Source organism: Ruegeria lacuscaerulensis, assembly GCF_013033355.1.
Classification (GTDB): domain Bacteria; phylum Pseudomonadota; class Alphaproteobacteria; order Rhodobacterales; family Rhodobacteraceae; genus Ruegeria; species Ruegeria lacuscaerulensis_A.
The window spans coordinates 158,734-177,485 of record NZ_WQDY01000011.1; the positions used below are offsets into that span (position 1 = coordinate 158,734).

17 protein-coding genes are annotated in these 18,752 nt (G+C 56.4%); 12 read left to right on the forward strand and 5 right to left on the reverse strand.

Annotated features, from left to right (window positions below):
* Positions 1 to 36: 36 nt before the first annotated feature.
* From GOW48_RS18060 to GOW48_RS18080, 5 genes are all read right to left on the reverse strand, one after another.
* A complete protein-coding gene (locus tag GOW48_RS18060) occupies positions 37 to 810 on the reverse strand; it encodes a citryl-CoA lyase (protein WP_170755552.1) in 774 nt (257 codons plus the stop codon).
* Positions 807 to 1,994, reverse strand: coding sequence for a CaiB/BaiF CoA transferase family protein (locus tag GOW48_RS18065; RefSeq protein WP_170755553.1), 1,188 nt, complete (start codon positions 1,992 to 1,994; stop codon positions 807 to 809). Before GOW48_RS18065 ends, GOW48_RS18060 begins: the two co-directional genes overlap by 4 nt.
* The gene (locus GOW48_RS18070) at positions 1,984 to 3,495 is read right to left on the reverse strand and encodes a tripartite tricarboxylate transporter permease (protein ID WP_170755554.1); all 1,512 of its coding nucleotides are present in this window, start codon (positions 3,493 to 3,495) and stop codon (positions 1,984 to 1,986) included. The genes GOW48_RS18065 and GOW48_RS18070 overlap by 11 nt, the downstream gene beginning before the upstream one ends.
* 1 nt (position 3,496) lies before the next feature.
* Positions 3,497 to 3,979 (reverse strand): tripartite tricarboxylate transporter TctB family protein, encoded by a 483-nt coding sequence (locus GOW48_RS18075; protein ID WP_170755555.1) that lies wholly within the window; start codon positions 3,977 to 3,979, stop codon positions 3,497 to 3,499.
* 66 nt (positions 3,980 to 4,045) lie between these two features.
* Positions 4,046 to 5,026, reverse strand: coding sequence for a Bug family tripartite tricarboxylate transporter substrate binding protein (locus GOW48_RS18080; protein ID WP_170355568.1), 981 nt, complete (start codon positions 5,024 to 5,026; stop codon positions 4,046 to 4,048).
* A gap of 108 nt (positions 5,027 to 5,134) precedes the next feature.
* Here GOW48_RS18080 and GOW48_RS18085 point away from each other — a divergent pair, with 108 nt between their 5' ends.
* The 12 genes from GOW48_RS18085 to GOW48_RS18140 all read left to right on the forward strand — a co-directional run bounded on the left by GOW48_RS18085 (position 5,135) and on the right by GOW48_RS18140 (position 17,893).
* Positions 5,135 to 5,803, forward strand: coding sequence for a response regulator transcription factor (locus GOW48_RS18085; RefSeq protein ID WP_170355567.1), 669 nt, complete (start codon positions 5,135 to 5,137; stop codon positions 5,801 to 5,803).
* A complete protein-coding gene (locus tag GOW48_RS18090; protein WP_170755556.1) occupies positions 5,793 to 7,154 on the forward strand; it encodes a sensor histidine kinase in 1,362 nt (453 codons plus the stop codon). Before GOW48_RS18085 ends, GOW48_RS18090 begins: the two co-directional genes overlap by 11 nt.
* Positions 7,133 to 8,137, forward strand: a complete 1,005-nt coding sequence (locus tag GOW48_RS18095) for an ABC transporter substrate-binding protein (RefSeq protein WP_170755557.1) — start codon at positions 7,133 to 7,135, stop codon at positions 8,135 to 8,137. The genes GOW48_RS18090 and GOW48_RS18095 overlap by 22 nt, the downstream gene beginning before the upstream one ends.
* A gap of 179 nt (positions 8,138 to 8,316) precedes the next feature.
* A complete protein-coding gene (locus GOW48_RS18100; protein WP_170755558.1) occupies positions 8,317 to 9,402 on the forward strand; it encodes an MHYT domain-containing protein in 1,086 nt (361 codons plus the stop codon).
* 139 nt (positions 9,403 to 9,541) lie between these two features.
* Positions 9,542 to 10,375 carry an FAD binding domain-containing protein gene (locus GOW48_RS18105; protein ID WP_170755559.1) on the forward strand — a complete coding sequence of 278 codons (834 nt, stop codon included), beginning with the start codon at positions 9,542 to 9,544 and terminating at the stop codon, positions 10,373 to 10,375.
* Between the two features lie 14 nt (positions 10,376 to 10,389).
* On the forward strand, positions 10,390 to 10,884 hold the full coding sequence (locus GOW48_RS18110) for a (2Fe-2S)-binding protein (protein ID WP_170355562.1): 495 nt from the start codon (positions 10,390 to 10,392) through the stop codon (positions 10,882 to 10,884).
* Positions 10,881 to 13,298 carry an aerobic carbon-monoxide dehydrogenase large subunit gene (locus tag GOW48_RS18115; protein WP_170755560.1) on the forward strand — a complete coding sequence of 806 codons (2,418 nt, stop codon included), beginning with the start codon at positions 10,881 to 10,883 and terminating at the stop codon, positions 13,296 to 13,298. Before GOW48_RS18110 ends, GOW48_RS18115 begins: the two co-directional genes overlap by 4 nt.
* 103 nt (positions 13,299 to 13,401) lie before the next feature.
* Positions 13,402 to 14,268: an AAA family ATPase gene (locus tag GOW48_RS18120; protein WP_234899355.1), complete on the forward strand. Its 867-nt coding sequence runs from the start codon at positions 13,402 to 13,404 to the stop codon at positions 14,266 to 14,268.
* Entirely contained in the window at positions 14,268 to 15,455 is a 1,188-nt protein-coding gene (locus tag GOW48_RS18125; RefSeq protein ID WP_170755562.1) for a vWA domain-containing protein, read from the forward strand. Before GOW48_RS18120 ends, GOW48_RS18125 begins: the two co-directional genes overlap by 1 nt.
* A gap of 12 nt (positions 15,456 to 15,467) precedes the next feature.
* Positions 15,468 to 16,244 carry an XdhC family protein gene (locus GOW48_RS18130; RefSeq protein ID WP_170355558.1) on the forward strand — a complete coding sequence of 259 codons (777 nt, stop codon included), beginning with the start codon at positions 15,468 to 15,470 and terminating at the stop codon, positions 16,242 to 16,244.
* A 97-nt stretch (positions 16,245 to 16,341) separates the two neighbouring features.
* Complete coding sequence (locus tag GOW48_RS18135) at positions 16,342 to 16,794, forward strand: CoxG family protein (RefSeq protein ID WP_170755563.1); 453 nt, start codon at positions 16,342 to 16,344, stop codon at positions 16,792 to 16,794.
* 118 nt (positions 16,795 to 16,912) lie between these two features.
* Positions 16,913 to 17,893: a hypothetical protein gene (locus GOW48_RS18140; RefSeq protein ID WP_170755564.1), complete on the forward strand. Its 981-nt coding sequence runs from the start codon at positions 16,913 to 16,915 to the stop codon at positions 17,891 to 17,893.
* Positions 17,894 to 18,752 lie beyond the last annotated feature (859 nt).

Below are 18,752 nucleotides of genomic sequence, written 5' to 3' on the forward strand. Positions count from 1 at the left end.
CTCGGATCAACGGACACTTTAGAACCTTGATGCCACTTACGTGTCGCTGGGCAAGTACGTCCAGCGATACTTTGGCGGGGTCGGTCCCTTGTTTCGGCCACCCTGCTGAGACTGTTCCCACGCATGTGCAAGAATGCCGACAGAACGGGACAGGCAAAACAGGCCACGCGCCAATGGCGCGTCAAAACCAAGCTCGGCATAGATCACCGCTGTGGCTCCGTCGATATTCATCGGAACGGGTTTGCCTTTGCGCTGCGCCAATTCGCCTTCGATGTCGATCGCGACAGATTTGTAGCGCCCATCACAGGCACCTGCCTCAATCGCTTCGTCCACAAGGCTCATTAAACGTGGTGCGCGTGGATCCGTTGGGGTGTGAAAGCGGTGACCGAATCCGGGCAGAATTTTCCCTTGCGCGGCAATCCAGTCATCCAGCGCCGGGCCAACGGCGGATGGGTGAGCATTGACAAACTGATACAGGGTCACCGCTTGTTCACCAGCGCCGCCGTGGATGTCCCCTAGCATATTCACCGCGCTTGCCATGGCATTGTTGAGCGGCAGTCCGCACGTCACTGCCATGCGTGCCGTAGCGATCGAAGGGGCTTGTGGCCCGTGATCCACGGCAGCAACCAAGGCGGCCTCGAACAATTTCAACTGTGCGGCGGATGGCCTGTCTCCGCGCACCATGAACCAGATTATTTCCGCGAAACCAAGGTTGCCGATAAGGTCCTGAATAGGTGTGCCCCGCAGGTCTATTCGTCCGGGTTCCATGTCGATGATGGATGTTGACCACCAGTCAGCGACATCGCTCATATGATCCCCTCCTTCGTCAACGCGTTTATTTCGTCACGGCTCAGACCAAGCTCAGACCAGATCACGGCATTATCTGCCCCTAAGTCCGGTGGGGCGGTCCGGGGCATTCTGCGTTGACCATCCATCACAACAGGGCTGCCAGTCAGTTTCAACTCCTCGCTGTGGGACGGCAAAGATCCAATCAATCCGCGGCCTGTAAGCTGTTCGTCGGTCAGCGCTTCGGGCACGGTCAGCACCTGCCCGGTCGGAACGCCAATCGCGTTCAACTCGCGAACCCATTCCCGGGAGGGTCGGGTGCGCAGCGTGGCTTCAAGATCGTCCCTTAGCGTATGGCGGTTCCTCTTGCGATCTTCACGCGAGGCATAGTCAGGGTTACCCAGCAAATCTTCCCGTCCAAGGTGTCGAGCAAGCGCCTGCCATTGTTCGTCACGATTGGCCGCGATATTGATCGGGTTGTCCGCAGTGGCAAAGGTTCCTGACGGGGCGGATGTGGTGTTTTCGTTGCCATGCGCTGCCGGTGTGACATCCCCGATCAGGTAGTTCGACACCACCCAGCCCATGGTGGAGATCACCGCCTCGGACATTGCGATATCCAGAAACGTGCCGCGTGGTCTGGCGTTCAGGGCCGCACTGATAGCAAAAGCGGCTGTTAGCCCTCCGACGGTATCGGCCAGCGGGTAGCCGACGCGATAGGGCGCTGTATCGGCTGCTCCGGTGATCGACATGACACCGCTGATACCCTGAACGATTTGGTCGTAGGCCGGGTCTTTTTTGCGAGGACCGTCCTGCCCAAAACCGCTGATTGCACAATAGACCAGGTTGGCATTTTCAGCGCGCAGAACGTCATAGCCAAGGCCAAGCCGGTCCATTACACCGGGCCGGAAATTTTCGACCAGCACGTCGGCGGTTTGAACCAGCTTCTTCAGCAAGTCTTTGCCCTTTGCGGGCTTCATATCCAGCGTGACGGATTTCTTATCCGCGTTCTGGGCGAGAAAACTGATGCCCATCCCGGCCTTGTTGCGGTCTGGGTCTGCCCCCAACACCCGAGCAAGGTCGCCGCCCTCAGGCCGTTCGACCTTGATCACCTCGGCCCCCATCAGGGCAAGCTGATAGCAGCAATACGGGCCCGCCAGAACGTTCGTCAGGTCAAGAACCCGTATTCCTGCCAGAGGCTCAGTCGCCATCGGCGATACCGGCAGCCCGTGCCCGTGCGCGCCGCGCGCGATAGCTGGGCAGCAACACCAGCAGCGCGGCGATAACCAGCAGGCCCAGCGTCATGGGACGTTCCCAGATAAACGAGATCCCGTCATAAAGCTGCATGGACCTTGCAAAGTTGTCTTCCATCATTCCGCCAAGGATGAACCCGATCAGAAGCGGGGCCAGCGGATAGTCGGCAAACTTCAAAGCCGTGGCGCAGACGCCGAAACCCACAAGGATCAACAACTCCGTTGCATTGTTCTGCCCAATATAAGCGCCCATCAACGTAAAGAACAAAATGAACGGTATCAGGTAGTTGCGCGGAACGGATAGCACCTTTGCGATGTAAGGAATCAGCGGTAGGTTCAGGATCAACAGGACAAGGTTTCCGATAAACATGGACATGATCACAGCCCAGAAGATCTGAGGCTCATCCAGCATCAGACGCGGGCCGGGTGTCACGTTCAGAGCAATCAGCGCGCCCAGTAGGATCGCCGTGGTGCCGGAACCTGGAATACCCAAAGTCAGCAGTGGAACGAATGATCCTGTGCAGGCCGCGTTGTTCGCTGTTTCCGGGGCTGCCAGACCCTTGATCGAGCCTTTGCCAAATTCTTCCTGTTCCTCTTTCGGAGCGATGTTGCGTTCAACAGCATAGCCGAGGAAGCTGGCGATTGTCGCACCGGCGCCGGGAAGAACGCCGATGAAGAAACCTTGTACGGACTGCCGTCCCACAACTGGCGCAATTGCTTTGGCTTCTTCTTTGGTGATGCGCAGGTCCTTGATCTCACCATCATCACCTTTCAGATCTTTTGGCTTCAGGACCAGAAACAGCGCTTCGGGCAAGGCAAACATGGCCATGGCCAGCGTGATGAAGCCAAAGCCGGATTGCAGGTCCATGATTCCCATGGTGAACCGAGGCAGGTTGAACAACGCGCCTTCGCCGACAGTTGCCATGATCAGCCCTAGGACTGTCATGATGACGGCCTTGGCGACTTGCCCGCTTCCAGCAAAGGCTGCGATGGCTGAAAGACCTACAACCATAAGCGCGAAATACTCGGCCGAATGGAACAACAGCGCCACTGATGACAGGGCAGGGGCAAACACCATTAGAAGCACAGCACCCAGCGTGCCGCCGGCAAAACTGGCGATCGCAGCGATTGTCAGCGCCTTGCCTGCTTTGCCTTGTCGTGCCATCGGATAGCCATCGAAACTTGAAGCTACCGTGCCCGCGACACCTGGCGCGTTCAGCAGAATCGAGGATGTCGATCCTCCAAAGATCGCTCCGTAGTACACCCCAGCCAAAAGGATCAGTGCGGCGGATGGGTCGCCCATCGAGATCGCAACCGGGATCATGATGGCGATGATCGACATCGGTCCAAGACCGGGCAACATCCCGATGAACGTGCCGATCAGGCACCCAGCGATAACCATCAGAAGGTTTTGGATTGAGAATGCCGTTTGCAGGCCGATCAGAAGTCCTTCAAGCATGTCAGCCTCCGAAAATGCCCGGCAGGGGGCGCATGTAAATGCCAAGAACTTCCTGAACCAGATACCAGACGGCCCCAGTAGCGATGAAGGCAACAGGCAGCATGATGTGCCACTTGCGCTCACCCAGAATGAAAGAGCCAAGGATCAGGAATGCCGATGTGGAAATCAGGAAACCGACAGGACGCAGGCACAAAGCGTAGATCACCATCAAAGCCAGCAGCATTAGCGCCTGATCCAGATGGTAATCACCCAGCCGGCGATAATCGATGTCGGCTTCCTTGATCTCGGACTTTTCAAAGCCTAGCAGGATAATTGTCGTCGTGACGATACCCAGAATGGACAGCACTTTGGGGAAGGTGCTTGGCCAGATGGGATTTCTTTGCATGAAGGGGGGAAGGCTACCGTCCATCGTGAACCAGGCGGCGTAGCCATATGTTAAACAAACACCCAGCAGAACGAGCGCGATCCAGCGATCCAACGCCATGATGCCCCCTCCTTTTTTGTTGTCTTTGGGGAAGGCAGAGCGGCGGTCCGCTCTGCCGATTTTCAGTTAGAGAAAGCCCAGCTTCTTCATCAGATCACCGATCTGCTGTTCCTGCTGCTCAAGGAACGTCTGGAAGTCAGCGCCCGAGTTGTGGATGTTGACCCATCCGTTGCGCGCCCGAACCTCTTCCCATTCAGGAGTGTCGTACATCTTGGCGATTGCGTCTTGATATGCCGCCAGCTTGTCTTCCGGTAGACCAGGTGCTGCGAAGAATCCGCGCCAGTTGACGAAGGTGGTATCAATACCCTGCTCCTTCATGGTCATCGCATCAGGAGCGGCGTCAACGCGTTCTTCCGATGTGACACCGATGATTTTGACTTCGCCCGCGTTCGACAGGTCAACAGCTTCCGAGAAACCCGTCGACAGAGCCGCGATTTCGCCGGACAGAAGCGCCGCCATGGCTTTGCCGCCTGCGTCATACGGAATGTACTTTACGCCCAGAGCGTCTTTGCCAGCTGCTTCCATGACCATGGCTGCAACCAAGTGATCCATGCCGCCCGGTACAGAGCCACCACCAATTGCTGTGGCCGAAGGATCAGCGTCAAAAGCTGCCAACAGATCGTCCATCGAGTTGATCGGGCTGTCTTTGCCTACGACGATCGCCGCATAGTCACCGATGGTGCCTGAAACCAGAGTCAGGTCGCGGAAGTTATGCGGGAAAACACCGGTCAGCGAACGGATTACGATGGGCGTTGAGTTCACCATCAATGTGCCGTGATTGCTGTCAGCGTTTTCAATCAGAAAGCCGATGGCCTTACCGCCGCCGCCACCTGACATGTTCTCATAGGATGCAGTGCCAACAAGACCCGCATTCGTAAGGGCCTCACCCGTGCCGCGGGCAGTTCCGTCCCAGCCACCACCGGCACCGCCGGGGATCAGAAAGTGGATGCTGTCCACGACTTGATCTTCGGCCAATGTCGGGCCGGTCAGGCCGATTGCGGCCACAGCTGCGATTAGGGCGCGACGGCCCAGTTTAATCGTTGTCATGATTTCCTCCCGTTTGACAACCGGCCGCATGGCGGCTCAGATTGGATGGTACAAAAACACACCAACCTGACATCAACCTGTCACGCGGCAAAATACTGAAAAAGCCTGATGAAATTTCTACTTGTCGAAGACAACCTGGACCTCGCGAACGCGGTCAGTTCGCGCATGCGTCTGGACGGTCATGTCATTGATCACGCAGCGAATTTGGAGGACGCAACCGCCTTTGTCGAAACCGAAGAATACGACCTGATTCTGTTGGACATCATGCTCCCAGATGGGGATGGCCGAGACTTTCTGAAACGGCATCGGGCAAGTCGATTGGACACTCCCGTGATTGTATTGACCGCGCGCAGTCAGGTTTCTGATCGAATCGGTTCTTTGGATCTTGGGGCCGACGATTACGTCACAAAGCCATTTGATCACGCTGAACTCGAGGCTAGATGCCGTGCCGTTTTGCGTCGCAAGTCAGGCATCACAAAAACGACGATCGAGATGGGCGGCATTGTCTTCGATCCGGTCGCGGGGCATTTGGTCGTCGCCGGGGACATTGTTTCTTTGCGGAATCGTGAATTGCGTATGATGGAGCTGTTCATCAACGCACCTGGTCATGTGTTCTCGAAACAGAAGCTGGCAGATCGGCTGTTTTCCTACGATGACAACATTTCAGACAACGCCATCGAGGTCTATGTGGGCCGATTGCGCAGGCATCTTGAAAAGTCGGACCTCAAGATAACTACTCTGCGCGGTCTGGGGTATAGGCTGGATCATGACAACTAATCCGACCGTTTCTGGGTCATTGCGAAACAGGCTGGTGCTCGCGTTGATTGGCGGTGCGGCTGTTCTTGCAATTCTTCTGTTTTTCACAGTTCGCAATTACGCGGCGCAGGTGGCACAACAAGGTCAGGACAACATACTTGAAGCTTCAGTGACATCAATACTGGATGCTGCGGCGCTCAGAGATGGTGCACTCGAGGTAGATATCCCGTACGCAGCATTTTCAATGCTGAGTACACCGTCAGATGACCGAGTGTTCTATGCGATCTTTCGGGACGGTGAGTTCCTATCAGGCTACGAAGACCTTCGGTTTGCTGGTGGGCTCGGAGAAAGCGATTGGTCGTTCAAAACCGGCGAAGTTCGCGAAGAACTTATCCGACAGGTCAGCGCCAGCCGGACTCTTGTTGGACTTGACCGACAAACCGAGGTCGAAGTCGTACTGGGTCAAACTCAGGATGCGCTTTCCGAAACTCTTGATCAGATTTCGCGCAATGCTGCTTTTCTTGGGTTGGGGTTCTTTCTACTCACCGCAGCTTTATCTTTCTGGATCACGTCGACAACCATTGGTCAGCTCAACAAGTTGACGACTTCGGTAACCCGAAGGGGGCCGCAGGATCTGAGTCCTTTCAAAAAACCAGTGCCACGAGAAATGGCACCGCTTGTCATGTCCTTGAATTCCTTGATGGGCCGGTTGGATCAGTCGCTTAGCCAATCCGAGGACTTTATCGCCGAAGCAGCCCATCGCGTCAGGACACCTTTGGCGACTGTCAGATCATACGCCGAAGCCACGCTCCACCGCGTGGAAAGAAAAGAAAACCGCGAGGCGCTGCGTGCTATGGTTCGCGCGATCGACGAAAGCTCGCGCGCGGCAGGTCAACTTTTGGATCACGCCATGATTACGTCTCGCGCGGACCGGCTAGAGCGCGAGAATGTTGACCTTGTCGAGTTGATCCAAGAGCTGGTTCAGCGTTTGACGCCTATCGCTGAAATGAAGGAACTGTCGCTCTGTCTGACGGGCGATAAATCGGTTCCATATTCTGGAGATCCTATTCTTATTCAAAACGCTGTCAGAAACATGATCGACAACGCGTTGAAATATGCACCTGCAGACAGCATCGTAGAAATAGAGGTCACAGCGAAACCCGAGATTAAGGTCAGCGACACCGGGCCCGGCTTTCTTCCGAGCGAAGTTGACAGACTGACCCGGCGATTTGAGCGTGGGGAAAACGCTGTAGGAACCATTGGCTCTGGACTGGGACTAACCATTGCAAAGGATGTGGCGACTGCACATGGGGGAATGCTGGTTCTATCGAACCGGCCAATGGGGGGCGCATGCGTTACATTATCGCTTTGATGCTGGCTTTTCTGCCCGGCGCTGGATGGGCAGAAGACTGGGAAGATCAGTTGATTTTCAACGAGGGTGCAGAGGGTCCCAGGCTGCGGGTAATCTCGAGCACGGACACAGTTCTATTTGCGCCACTGATCGAGGAGTTTGTGGCGAAGAATCCCTCAATTAGTGTCGAATACCTGGTCTCGGGCACGGCCGATATCAACATGCGGGTCCGAGCCGCTGCTGATGCATTTGACGTAGTAGTGTCCAGTGCGATGGATCTGCAACTCAAACTGGCCAATGATGGGTATGCCCTACCAATCGACGACATCGATACACCGCACTGGGCACAATGGCACAACAGCCTTTTCTCGTTCACCACTGAGCCGGCGGCCATTGTGATCAACAGGGCGGCATTTGAAGGCCAGCAAGTTCCCGTAACGCGCCAAATGTTGATCGAAGCTTTACGTAAACGCCCGGAAGAATTCCGTGGCAAGGTAGGCACTTATGATGTTCGCCAGTCCGGTTTGGGTTACCTCTTTGCAACGCAGGATGCGCGAGCTTCGGAAACCTATTGGCGCTTGATGGAAGTTATGGGCGGGCTTGATGTGCGGTTGTATTGTTGTTCGGGCGAAATGATCAATGATCTGGCCGATGGCACGATTTTGGTCGCATATAACGTGTTGGGCAGCTACGCCGCTGTCCGAGCCGAAGGTAAAGATGCGCTTGAAGTTATTTTTCCGACTGATTTTCAAACGATTATGATGCGTACAGCTTTGGTTTCTAATGCAACTCGGGAACCAGACGCAGCAGAAGCTTTCATCCGCCATCTCGTTGCCGAAAAATCTGCCGCGCGGGAAACGCAGTCCTCCCTCCCGCCGCTGACGTCTCCGGGAGGGGTGACTGACAGAGAAACGATTGGATTGAACCCGGCTTTGCTGACTTTTTTGGATGACCTTAAGCGTAAAAAGTTTCTTTCCGCATGGGAAAATGCGGTGATTCAATAGGCAGCGGGGACCATCAAGTAGATCTGAGCGCGAACTTGTAACGCGCTGAATTTCTAAGCCGCAAACGAAAAAAGGTTACGGCCGAGGCGAGCACCGAATTCGTGTTCAAGAGCCAATTGTCCCAATCAAATCCGTTTGCTAACGTCGTCCACGCGTCGGGGAGGGCGCCTAAACCAAAAATGCTGGACTATTCGCATAACGCTTGGCTTGTGGCAGCCTCGTTAGCTGTGGCGCTGATGGCGGGGTTTACCGGCCTTTATCTTACGCATGGCGCATCGAAGCTGGACGACCAGCGCCGTAAGATCATCGTGGCGCTGGCTGCGGTGGTTCTGGGCGGCGGCATCTGGTCGATGCATTTCGTCGCCATGCTGGGCCTGCAACTTCCGATCCTGTTCTACTATGACGCGCTGATCACACTGATTTCGGCTCTTGTCGCGATCCTGATGGTAGGTTTGGCGCTGCTGTTGCTGCATTTCCGGCCACGTTCGGTGCAGACCATAGTGGGGGCGGGCGTGATCGTGGGCCTTGGCATCGTTGTCATGCACTATATAGGCATGGCCGGGATGGAACTGTGTCGCCCGGTCTACAACGTGTGGGACGTACTGTTGTCAACGCTGGCCTCGGTCGTGCTGTCGGTTGTGGCGATCTGGGTGGCCTACGACAACCGCACGCAGCGTAACATCTTGCTGGGAACGGCCTGTTTCGGATTGGCGGTGTTTACAATGCACTTCGTGGCCACCGGTCTGACCGATTTCACCGTCAGCGACAGCACCGGCGGGGCCGGTCCGGCACTGAACAATCAGGTGCTGGCGATGGGTGTCACCGTGGCGGTGTTCCTGATCTGTGGAGCGTTCCTGTTGACCGGCGTTAGCTTCCTTGAACCTGCTGCTGTTGTGGCGCCTGCTCCACCCAGCCCTGAACCTGCGACCTTGCGGGCAGGCATTCCGTTTGAGCGCGAAGGCCAGACCTTTTTCGCCACCCCGACCGAGATCGCCGCAATCCGGGCCGAAGGGCATTATACCGTGCTCTATATCGGGGCCGAGAAACTGTTCTGTCCCTGGTCCATCACCGAGGCTGAAACCCGCCTGACGCCGGACGGGTTTTTGCGCGCCCATCGCAGCTATCTGGTGAATCCCAAACATGTCTCCAGTTTTGAGCGTCACAAGGACAATGGCACTTGTTATTTCGACGGTGTGGATGCGTTGACCAAGGTGCCGGTCAGCCGGTCACGCCTGCCTGACATTCGCGACGCGCTGGGCCTTTGATCGCAACTCGTGCAGCCTATTCGTATTTCGTGAAACAAGCTGCGCGCCCCGTTCTCGTTGACTGGCACGGCTGACGAGGGCGTTCTTTCCTGACGTCAGGTCCCCCAAGGCATATTGCTCGGACCCAGGGAGGAAAAACATGATACCAGCCGGTTTTGAGTATCACCGGCCAGGCGATATCGCCTCGGCCATCGGCATTTTGCAAGAACACGGAGACGAAGCGCGCGTGATCGCGGGTGGGCACAGCCTGATCCCGATGATGAAGCTGCGCATGGCCGAGATGGGCCATCTGGTTGATCTGCAAGCCATCGACGAATTGAAGGGCATCGAGGTCGGCTCCGACACCGTGACCTTGGGTGCGATGGTCACGCAGCACGAATTGATCACGCATGACGGTCTGGCCGCTGCAATTCCGCTGATCCGCGAGGCGGCATTGCAGATCGCTGATCCGCAGGTGCGCTATGTGGGCACCGTCGGTGGCAATGTGGCCAATGGGGATCCGGGCAATGACATGCCGGGGTTGATGCAATGCCTGAACGCCACATTTGATCTGTCCGGTCCCGATGGCAATCGCAGCGTCGCCGCGCGTGAGTTTTACGAGGCCGCGTATTTCACCGCCCGCGAGGATGAGGAAATCCTGACCCGTATCTCGATCCCGGTGCCCGGCGCGGGAGTCGGTCAGGCGTATGAAAAGCAAAAGCGCAAGATTGGCGACTATGCCACGGCTGCGGCTGCTGTGATGGTGGGTAACGGAACGGCCTCGGTCGCGATGACCAATCTGGCTGACACGCCTGTGTGGTCCGAAAGCGCAAGTGCTGCACTGGCCGATGGCGATGTGAATGGCTGCGTTGCCGCGATGCTGGATGCGATCGAGCCCGTGGCCGACAACCGCGGCCCCGTCGAATTCAAGAAACATGTGGCAGGCGTCATGCTGCGCCGCGCCATCGACCGCGCCCAAAACCGCGCGGGTTGAGGGGAGGAGAACCCATGTCAAAAATGCACGTCAAACTCACCGTGAACGGCAAAGAGGTCGAAGGTCTGGCCGAGCCGCGCACGTTGCTGATCCACTTCCTGCGGGAAGATCTGAAAATCACCGGCCCCCATATCGGATGCGAAACCAGCCATTGCGGCGCTTGCACCGTTGATATCGATGGCAAGTCCGTCAAATCCTGCACCACCTTCGTGGCGCAGGTGAACGGTGCCGATATCACAACGGTCGAAGGGCTTACCAACGACGATGGCAGCCTTGGTGTGCTGCAGGAGATGTTCCGTGAACATCATGGCCTGCAATGCGGTTTCTGCACGCCGGGCATGATCACCCGCGCGCATCGCTTGCTGCAGGAAAACCCGAACCCGACCGAGGAAGAAATTCGTTTCGGTATGGCTGGGAACCTCTGCCGCTGCACCGGCTACCAGAACATCGTCAAGGCGATCTCGGCCTCGGCTGACATGCTGAACGCTCAGAAGGAGGCCGCGGAATGAACGATCAAACTCTGACCCCCGAAGAACGCGCAGCCAACCTCAAAGGGATGGGCAGCTCGCGCAAACGCGTCGAGGACGTGCGCTTTACCCAAGGCAAGGGCAATTATGTCGATGACATCAAGCTGGATGGCATGCTGTTCGGCGACTTTGTGCGCTCCCCCTACGCACATGCCCGCGTTGTCAGCGTGAACAAAGAGGCCGCGCTGGCGCTGCCCGGCGTGATCGCTGTTCTGACTGCCGAAGACTTGTCGCCGCTGGGCCTGCATTGGATGCCGACACTGGCAGGCGATAAACAGATGGTGCTGGCCGATGGCAAAGTGCTGTTCCAAGGTCAGGAAGTCGCTTTCGTTGTGGCCGAGGATCGCTATATCGCGGCGGATGCTGCGGAACTGGTCGAGGTTGAATACGAGGAACTTCCTGTTCTGACCGACCCGTTCGAGGCGCTGAAATCCGATGTGGTCCTGCGTGAAGACCTTGAGGGTCAGACCGAAGGTGCGCACGGGCCGCGCAAGCATCACAACCACATCTTCACCTGGGAACAGGGCGACAAAGACGCGACGGAGGCTATTCTGGCCGAGGCCGATGTGGTGGCTGAAGAGATGGTCTATTACCACCGCACCCATCCTTGCCCGCTGGAGACCTGCGGGTCGGTCGCGAGCATGGACAAAGTGACCGGCAAGCTGACGCTCTACGGTACGTTCCAAGCCCCGCACGCGATCCGAACTGTTGTGTCGCTGATCTCGGGCATTGCCGAGCACAATATCCGCGTCATCAGTCCCGATATCGGCGGCGGCTTTGGTAACAAGGTTGGGGCCTATGCAGGGTATGTTTGCTCGGTTGTGGCCTCGATTGTCACCGGCAAGCCGGTGAAATGGGTCGAGGACCGGATGGAGAACCTTATGTCCACCGCCTTTGCCCGCGACTACTGGATGCAGGGCAAAATCGCGGCAACGACGGACGGTAAGATCACCGGTCTGTGGTGTCACACGACGGCGGATCACGGCGGCTTTGACGCCTGTGCGGACCCGACCAAATTCCCGGCTGGGTTCATGAACATCTGCACCGGATCCTACGACATCCCGACCGCCTATCTGGCCGTGGATGGGGTCTATACCAACAAGGCTCCCGGCGGGGTAGCCTATCGCTGTTCCTTCCGTGTGACCGAGGCGGCCTATTTCATCGAACGGATGATCGAGGTTCTAGCCATCAAGCTGAACATGGACGCGGCCGAGCTGCGCCGGATCAACTTCATCAAGGCCGACCAGTTCCCCTATCAGTCGGCACTGGGCTGGGAATACGACTCGGGTGATTATCACACCGCTTGGGACAAGGCATTGAAGGCGGTCGACTACGAGGGTCTGCGGGCGGAACAGGCGCAACGGGTCGAGGAGTTCAAAGCCGGTAAGACTCGCAAGCTGCTGGGCATTGGTCTGACGCATTTCACCGAAATCGTTGGCGCTGGCCCGGTGAAGAACTGCGATATCCTCGGGCTGGGTATGTTCGACTCGTGCGAAATCCGCATTCACCCAACCGGGTCGGCTATCGCACGGCTGGGGACAATCTCTCAGGGTCAGGGTCATGCCACTACCTTTGCGCAGATCATCGCCAGTGAGATCGGTTTGCCTGCTGATGACATAACGCTGGAGGAAGGCGACACCGACACAGCACCCTATGGTCTGGGGACTTACGGGTCTCGGTCCACTCCTGTGGCCGGTGCTGCAACGGCAATGGCCGCGCGTAAGATCCGCGCCAAGGCGCAGATGATTGCGGCCTATCTGCTGGAAGTCCATGATGACGATGTCGAATGGGACGTGGATCGGTTCTCGGTCAAGGGCGCGCCTGAGCGGTTCAAGACGATGAAGGAGATCGCCTTCGCCGCCTATAATCAGGCAATCCCCGGTCTGGAGCCCGGTTTGGAGGCGGTCAGCTACTATGATCCGCCGAACATGACCTATCCGTTCGGGGCCTATATCTGCGTCATGGAGATCGACGTGGATACTGGCGAATGGGATGTCCGGAAGTTCTATGCGTTGGATGATTGCGGCACGCGGATCAACCCGATGATCATCGACGGGCAGGTTCATGGTGGCGTGACCGAAGCGTTGGCCATCGCGATGGGTCAAGAGATTGCCTATGACGAGATGGGTAACGTTAAGACTGGCACGCTGATGGATTTCTTCCTGCCGACCGCGTGGGAGACACCGAACTATATCACCGACTATACGGTGACGCCGTCCCCGCATCATCCGATTGGTGCGAAGGGTGTTGGGGAAAGCCCCAATGTGGGTGGTGTGCCCTGTTTCTCGAACGCGGTGCATGATGCGTTCCGGCCCTTTGGGTTGGTGCAGAGCCATATGCCGCATGACCACTGGCGCATCTGGAAGATTGCCAATGGGCTGGGGATGCATGAGTGATTGGGTTCGGATCGGCTTGGCCGATCCGACCGAACGGAGGGGGCCAGCCCCCTCCGAACCTCCCCCGAGGTATTTTTTGCCAGATGAAGAATGGATCCTGGTTTTGACTTTGAGTGATGTGCAGAACGGATTGGCCGCGCAAGGCTATGTTGCTGATGATCGGTTGGCGATGGCGCTGCATCTGGCGCAGACTTTGGGGCGGCCCTTGTTGCTGGAAGGTCCGGCCGGGGTGGGTAAGACCGAGGTGGCCAAGGCTGTGGCAGCGTCGCGTGAGGCGCGTTTGATACGCTTGCAGTGCTATGAAGGGCTGGATGCCAGCCATGCGATTTATGAGTGGAATTATCAGCGGCAACTGCTTGCGATCCGGGCGTCGGAGGCGCAGGGAGGGGTTGGCGAGGCGCAGTTGTTTTCCGATGCGTATTTGCTGAAAAGGCCTTTATTAGAGGCTATTTCTCAGGATATTCCTCCTGTTTTGTTGATTGATGAGATTGATCGGGCGGATGAGGAATTCGAAGCTTATTTGCTGGAAATCCTGTCCGACTTTCAGATCACCATCCCCGAGCTTGGGACGGTCGAAGCGACGACTCGGCCCATTGTGATCCTGACCGCCAATGGGACGCGTGATTTATCGGACGCCTTACGTCGGCGGTGTCTTTACAGTTTCCTTGATTACCCCTCGAAAGAGGTTGAAATGGCGATCCTTCGGGCGCGGATGCCCGAGGTTGAAGGCGTGCTGGCGCGGCAGATCATTGGGGTCGTACAGGCGTTACGCAAAGAAGATTTGGAAAAGACGCCGGGCATTGCAGAGATGCTGGACTGGGCTGCAGCCCTGTCAGGTTTGGGCGTCAACGACATGGCGCAATCGCGCGATGCTGTGCAGGCGACGCTTGTATGTTTGTTGAAGACGGCTGCGGACTATGACGCGGCTCCGCCCGAGGTGATGGACCGGCTGATCGGAAAGGTGGCGTGATGCAGGTCACGCGGTTTCCTTCTCGGGCTGATGGGTTGGCAGATCGGATGTCTGGGTTCATCGCGCATTTGCGGTCGAACGGGCTTCGAGTTGGTCCGGGTGAGACCGCGGATGCGTTGTCTGCATTGTCTCAGATCACGGCGACGGATGCGGATCAGGCCCGCCGGGCGCTATGTGTGTTGCTGGCGAGCGACGCCGAGGATTGGCGCCGTTTTGACGATTTGTTCGATGCATATTGGTTCAACGTTGGAAAGCAGCGAGAAGGGGTCGCACAAACGAGCCACGTGAGGGTGCAATCTGCCAAACCCATGATTTGGCAGGATGCCGCGCATTCCGACGAACAGGGTGCGGAAAGCGCAGAGCAAGAGGGTTCTGCCGATCAGGGCGAAGGCGATGCCGAGGGGACTGATGGCAAGTTGATTGCGACACGCACAGTCAACCTGTCACGCAGGGACCTGCGCGAGTTGATGGATGACGAGGCTCTAAAACAGGCTGAAAAGGCGGCCTTGATGTTGGCACGTGCCATTCGTGATCGGCGGTCGCGTCGCAGAAAGCAAGCGTTGCGGGGCGCTACGTTGGATATGCGGAGGATACAACGGGCAAGTCTTGCACGAGGGGGTGAGCCGATTGATTTGTATCGCCGCGCCAAGCCGCCGCGTCCGATGCGGATCGTAGCGCTGTGTGATGTCAGCGGGTCGATGACTGTTTATTCGCGGGTGTTTCTGGCCTTTCTCAAAGGTCTGATCGGTAGCGGGACTGAAGCGGATGCTTATCTGTTTCACACGCGCCTGATGCGGGTGACGGACGCCCTTCGTGATCACGACTCGATCCGTGCAGCTGGGCGGCTATCCTTGATGGCCGAGGGGTTCGGCGGCGGCACCGACATTTCGGGTAGCTTGGAAAGCTTTCTGAACGGCTATGGCGCGCGTGCTTTGAACGGGCGGACCATCGTTCTGATCCTGTCGGACGGCTATTGCAGTTCGGATCCGCAGGCGCTGAGCGCAGTTCTGGCGCGCATCCGGCGCAAGTCACGGCGCATCGTCTGGTTGAACCCGTTGAAGGGATGGAAAGACTACCAACCCATCGCAGCGGCGATGCAGGCGGCCGAACCCCATTTGGACGCGCACTTGCCTGCCAACACACTCGAGGCGCTGGCAGCGCTTGAGCCGCAGTTTCGCAAGTTGTGAAAGGAGTCTGATATGGCAAATTTCGACATATTCGACACGATCGAAACCCTGCGCCGAACCGGTGAGCCTTTCTGCGTCGCCACGGTGCTGCGCACAGCGGATGCAACCTCGGCCAAGGCCGGGGGGAAGGCGGCGATTGCGCGCGACGGGCGGATATTGGGTCATCTGGGCGGTGCCTGTGTGCAGCGCGCGGTGCGCAGTTCAGCGATACAAGCGCTGGTCAGCGGTGCGCCGCAGATGATCCGCGTGAAACCCTCGGACAAGGTGGTCGACATGACGGACCCGGATGGCGTGCAAACCTTCAAAAGCGGCTGCCCCTCGGGCGGGACGGTGGATTTGCTGGTTGAACCGTATCAGCACGCGCCAAGATTGGTGATCTTTGGCACCTCGTTGATTGCCAAGGCGCTGGGCGAACACGGGACGCTCGCCGGGTTTAGGGTGACGAGCAGCACGCCCGAGACGGTCGAAGACTTGGGTATCGAGGCGCGCGACTTTGTTGTCGTGGCCTCGCAAGGTCAAGGAGACGGCGCAGCCCTTGGGGCCGCGCTGAACACGCAAGCCGCGCGGGTGTCGATGGTGGCCAGCCGCCGCAAAGCCGAAACACTCACGGAAAAGCTGATTGGTCAGGGTCTGGATCCAGCCCGCGCGGCGCGTCTGAAATCCCCTGCCGGGCTGGACATTCATGCTATAGATCCGCACGAAATCGCCCTGTCAATCCTGGCCGAGATCGTGATGTGGCGAAACACGGACAAATCGACGGAGGTTTCTCAGGATGAAAAACTTGCTTAAGCGCCTGTGGCCCGAGCGCCCGAAACAAACACCGGAACAGGCAACGGAAACTGCCCTTCTGGTTTTTCCGAAATGCTGTTGAACAGAGGAAACGTGAATGGAACTGAGTGACGAAATCCGCATCGCAGCCCCGCGCGACGTGGTTTACAAAGCGCTGAATACGCCCGAGATATTGCAGGAGTGCATTCCGGGTTGTGAAGAATTGATCCAGAACTCGCCCGAGGATCTTGAGGCCAAGGTGGTCCTGAAAATCGGTCCGGTCAAAGCGAAATTTGCCGGGCAGGTCACATTAGACAATTCCAACGCTCCCAGTGGATTTTCTTTGACCGGAGAAGGCAAGGGCGGAGCGGCTGGTTTCGCCAAAGGTGGCGCCGAGGTCACGTTGACCGAGGACGGGGCTGAGACAATTCTGGCCTACACCGCGAAGGTCGATGTCGGCGGCAAGATCGCCCAGCTTGGCAGCCGTCTGATTGCAGGAACGGCCAAAAAGCTGTCGGGCAAATTCTTCACCCGATTTGGCGAAATCGTAGCGGAACAAGCGGTGTCCTGATCAAAAAAGGTCAAGAACCGGCACAAACTGCCGGTTCTTGCGCATTTGAGTTGACGACAGGCGTGATGAGGGCGATCACCTTGCTGGCAGAGAGTTTCTCTGTTTCAGGAGAGGTGTGATGTCCGTCGACGCGCAAGTTAGGCAGCTTGAACAATGGGTTGCGATTAAACCAGATGATGGTGCCAGTGTCCGGCGGCTTGTGAATCTGTTGGAAACACCCCGAGGATTCACGACAGCTTTTGGCGCATTCGGAACGGCCCAAAGCCGGATAAATGAATCTTTGGGGTTTGATTGGCGATTGGGCATGTTGGACCGCAGAGTATACGGCGATGCCTACCTTCAGTGGATGAGTATTCTGGAAACCTTGGGTATTACTCAGGTTGTCCCTGTGGCCCAGATGTTCTCTGGTCGGGTCTTGACCATCAATGGTCAGCATACGCATTGCGACGTGCGTTTGAAATTCTTCAAAGAAACCAAAGTTATCCCGAGCTTGTGCCACGATTGTTTCAAAGTTCAGATTTTGCCCGAGAATCTGGATGATCTTTTTCTGGCTTATTTTCTGCTACTCAACCTCGACCTGCCGAACGACAACTCACGAAAATGCATGATAGAGCTGAGGAGTGGCATAAAGTATCCCTACAAGGGTTATATTTATTGTCAGAGCCTTGCCGAAGCTAAAAGCTGTCTTGCTGCTTTTGACGACTTGAAAACCAAGCATGCGATCTGTGGTCTGCCCGCAAAAATCTCGCACGGGTGTTCCGAATTCGGACAGGAATATCCTGATTTCAAATACGAAGGTTCGGATGAGCAGAAGCCGTTTAAGACTCCGCAAGGCTGGGCTGCAGATGAAAAGAATTATTTCCGGGATCTGAAGCTTGCGAAACCTGGGCGGCAGACAAACAACAAGTCAATAATCAGTCTGCGCGATGTTTTTGTGTTCCGAACATGGGTCAGATACGCTCAGCTTATAGGGGACGAAACAAGTGCAAGATTTGGTGTCAACTCTGGTCCAAGTTTATTTCCCGCGTTCGACCAGCGTGTCAGGCGACAGTCAAAAACCAGAAACGCCGAAATGAACGAGCTGGAATGCAGATCCTGAACAAAAAGACCAGGCGTCTCCGTCATACGCACGCGGGAATACCAATTCTCAACTATGTGGAGGATACGGTGCCCAAGATAAGAAACACAAACTCTGCCTAGTCAATTGGTTAGGTCATGTGGGCAGTATCAAGACGGACGTCTTGAAAGAAAACTCCGCTACGGGTGGCGTCACAACGGCGTCAAAAGTGGCCATGAAGCCCTTAGACTTAAATCACTGGTTTTCAAAACAGGTGCATTCGCTACTTGGCCAATTCTGAGGGGATCTTCGAAGGTTGATTACTTAGGGCAAGCATTCAACTTGAAAGCCCATTGCTCGTCTCAAGTAGGAAACCGCTTCATTCTAGTCCGTGCGCTCGGCTTTGTATCAGGCAGTTCGCACAGTCCGACTATTGCCGGAAAGATCAGGTTCTAGTGTGAATCTACCAACCATATTGCCAGAGTCTGTCAGACATTCGTTCAATTGGCTCAGAACGGTTTCGACTTCATCCCCATCCTTACGGATCAATGTCTGGACCGAGCCATTTACCAGCGCGCGGTCCTCGTTAGTAGTGTTTCAGGAGACCCCGAGGAATCCGCCTATAAAGTAGTAGATGCCGTTCTCGTTGAACGAAAAAGAGGACCGAATTGTCATACGCCATGTCCTTCACCCGCACAGTTAGGACAAGTAAACTGAGAACAATTAATACGTTATCGTGGGATTTGGTGCTCAGGAGAGGCACATAACTTTTATATCACACTACATCATATAGTATCAAAAACAGGTACGATCATATGTAATGTTCTAATATTATTATATTTTTCATTGCAGGTAGCCTCAACTCGTGTCACCGTATCGCAATATGTATTGGGGGACGAAT